The organism is Mesobacillus sp. (assembly GCF_049588175.1).
Classification (GTDB): Bacteria; Bacillota; Bacilli; order Bacillales; family Cytobacillaceae; genus Mesobacillus.
Window position 1 is genome coordinate 1 of the sequence record NZ_JBAVFI010000319.1, and the last position, 3,317, is coordinate 3,317.

The following is a 3,317-nucleotide window of genomic DNA, read 5'->3' on the forward strand; positions in this document are numbered from 1 at the left end:
CACTTCTCGGATTCGATACCATCGTAGTCTCCCTCAAAGGTGGTGCGATTATAAAAAAAGACTTCTTTTTTCGGGAATCCTTTTATTCCGCTTTAACGGTTTTTAAAAGGCCACGAAGGTCTCTCCCCCATAAAAGAAGCAAAGTGCCGCAGCTCTTTGCTTCTTTTACTGATTTCCCTTATTGATAAATATGAACAAACGGTTCATCCTGGTCTGGTTTCTTTACAATCAATGCTTCCGGTCCCATGACGGAGGAAATGTTGACCTGCACCGATACATAGCTCGGGAAATGCTCCATGACGAGCCCCGTTACGTACTGTGTGAATCCAATGGCTTCGGCTTTTCCATAGAACTGGATTGGAATATTGATGTTCAGCTCCTGAAGCTGGCCATCTAGATAAAATCCTTTTCCAATGACGCCATTGAAGTTAGGAAAATAGGTCTCTACGTCTTGTTTGAAGTTCTGGAAGAAGGTTAAGTCATCCCTGTGGTCCTTCTGTGCTTTTTCGGAAGGGAACAGGATATACTCTTCCTTCACATCTTTCCAGCTGCCGATATTGTTGCTTCCCTGCGAAACTTCACCAAAAGCAAAGAAGTTTCCTGGAACGACAGACGATCTGCTTTGCTGTTCGAACAGACCGACTGTGATCGGCACATCTCTTAATTCTTTTATTCCTCTTAGCCTGTTGACGACTTCCTGGGCCATTTTCTTGCCTTCCCTTTCAAGGACGGCACGGGAAATGTTCTTTTCATAAACAGCTCCATACTTTTCCTTCGTGTAGTAATGGACGGAATTCATCGCCAGCCCAATTGCCACGCCGCCTAACTGGTACGTTCCTTTTTCTCCACCTACTTTCACCAAGTAGTCGTGTTCAAGGATATGGGCCAGGTAAATCGGATTCTTTTTATTTCGTTCATGGACATCACCTGTACCAGGATCTAGCGGGTTGAGGCCGATATTGTCCTTTTTCTTCAAGCCTTCTTTCTTTAGCTGGTCCTCGGTGAACTGACGGTTCAGCCACAATCCAACTGTTCGTGAATCAAGGTACTGCCCTTCCTTGAACACATATTGATCTGTGGAAAATGAATTTTGCGCAATGCGCATCAAGCCGGTTTCGAACTCAGTGATGTCATAGCGTGTATTTAAATTATTGACGACCATGCCGCGGGCTTCCCCAGGCTCAAATGGCATGATGGTCCGGTAAAATTCTTCCGAAATTTTGTATTTCGGGATAATCGCTTTTTCTTTCGTATCATCATCCTTCTTCTGGACGACCTCTTCCTGCTTTTGAAAATTAGGGGCACAGGCCGTCAGCAAAAGGACAAGAGATAAAGCGACCATTGAGAGCTTCCTCATGGCGTTTACACCTCTTACTTATTTAATTCTTCGATCATTCTCTCCTCGTTCCACACTTCAATGCCCAGGCTTTCGGCTTTTGTCAGTTTCGATCCGGCATCTTCACCTGCGATGACCAAATCTGTCTTCTTGCTCACACTTCCAGCTACATTGCCGCCAAGCGCCTCGATTTTTTCTTTCGCTTCGTTTCGTCCCATTTGCTCAAGCTTCCCTGTCAGCACGACCGTTTTACCAGCAAAGAAGGAATCTGAATCTTCTGCGGAAATTTTTCTCGGGCCATTGTATTCCATGTTAACACCAACAGCCTTCAGCTCAGAAACTAATTCTTTTACCTCATCATTGTCAAAATACATGACAACTGAATCGGCCATTTTGTCGCCGATTTCGTTGATGGCTGTCAATTGGTCACGTGATGCTTCCATCAGCTGGTCCATCGTGCCAAATTCCTGGGCAAGCGTCTTGGCTGCTTTCGCTCCGACAAGGCGGATGCCAAGGCCGAACAATAGCTTTTCTAGCGAATTCGCTTTTGAAGCTTCGATCGCTGACAGCAGGTTGTTGACGGACTTTTCGCCCATCCGCTCAAGTGCAAGCAGCTGCTCGCGAGTCAGTTTATAGATATCGGCAACGTCCTTGATCAGCTGTTCAGCAAATAGCTGGCTGACCACTCGTTCGCCAAGGCCATCGATGTTCATCGCATCGCGTGAAACAAAATGGATCAAGCCTTCCCTGATTTGTGCTGGGCACTTAGGATTGATGCACCGAAGGGCGACTTCCCCTTCAATCCTGACAAGCTCGCTTTCACATTCAGGGCAATGGGTCGGCATATGGAATTCAACTTCATCGCCAGTCCGTTGCTCTGCAAGAACGTTCACGACTTCAGGAATGATGTCCCCAGCTTTTTTCACGACAACTTTATCGCCGATTTTAATATCCTTTTCACGGATCAGATCTTCATTGTGCAGGGATGCTCGTCCAACCGTTGTTCCTGCAACCTGAACAGGCTCGAGGATGGCAGTCGGAGTGACAACACCTGTACGTCCAACACTCAGTTCAATATCCTTCAGAGTCGTAACGACTTCTTCAGCCGGGAACTTGAAGGCGATTGCCCAGCGAGGGCTTTTCGCGGTGGTACCAAGCTCTGCCTGCTGGTCAAACGAATCGACTTTGATGACGATGCCGTCGATGTCGTATGGAAGGTTTGGGCGCTTCTCGACCCAGCTATTCACATATTCAATAACACCCTCGATGTCAGCAACTTTTCGGCGTTCTCTATTTGTCTTGAAGCCCATCTTCTCCAGGAAATCAAGGCCCTCACTGTGCGATTCAATTCCTGTATCACCTAGATTGGCAATACCATAAAGGAATACATCCAGATTCCGTGAGGCAGCAATTTTTGGATCAAGCTGGCGAAGTGAGCCTGCAGCTGCATTTCGCGGGTTCGCAAATGGCTCCTCTTCCCTTTCCAACCTGGCTTTGTTCAATGCTTCAAACGAGTTTTTCGGCATGAACGCTTCACCGCGAACCTCCAGCGAAACAGGATCCTTCAGGCGGATCGGCAGGGAGCGGATTGTCGTAAGATTAGACGTAATATCCTCACCTGTCGTTCCATCGCCTCGAGTCGCCCCGCGGACAAACATACCGTCTTCATAAATGAGCGAAACAGCTAGTCCATCGATTTTCAGTTCGCACACATATGCAACATTTTCGCCAACACCCTGGCGCACACGGCGATCGAAATCGCGAAGGTCCTGCTCATCAAAAGCGTTGCCCAGGCTTAACATTGGCGTGGCATGCTGCACCTTGTTGAACATTGATAAAATCTCGCCGCCGACACGCCTTGTCGGAGAATCCGGCGTCTGCAATTCAGGGAACTGCTCTTCGATTTCAATCAATTCTCTTAATAATCGGTCGTATTCAGCATCCGGGACCGATGGCTGGTCGAGTACATAATATTCATATC

At 47.5% G+C, this 3,317-nt stretch carries 2 protein-coding genes; both read right to left on the reverse strand.

Annotated features, from left to right (window positions below; translation table 11 throughout):
• Nucleotides 1-178: 178 nt before the first annotated feature.
• Nucleotides 179-1,357: a CamS family sex pheromone protein gene (locus WB217_RS07870; protein ID WP_423992240.1), complete on the reverse strand. Its 1,179-nt coding sequence runs from the start codon at nt 1,355-1,357 to the stop codon at nt 179-181.
• 14 nt (nt 1,358-1,371) lie between these two features.
• Nucleotides 1,372-3,317 (reverse strand): NAD-dependent DNA ligase LigA (gene ligA / locus WB217_RS07875; protein WP_423992242.1); only part of this gene is annotated, 1,946 nt, incomplete at its 5' end.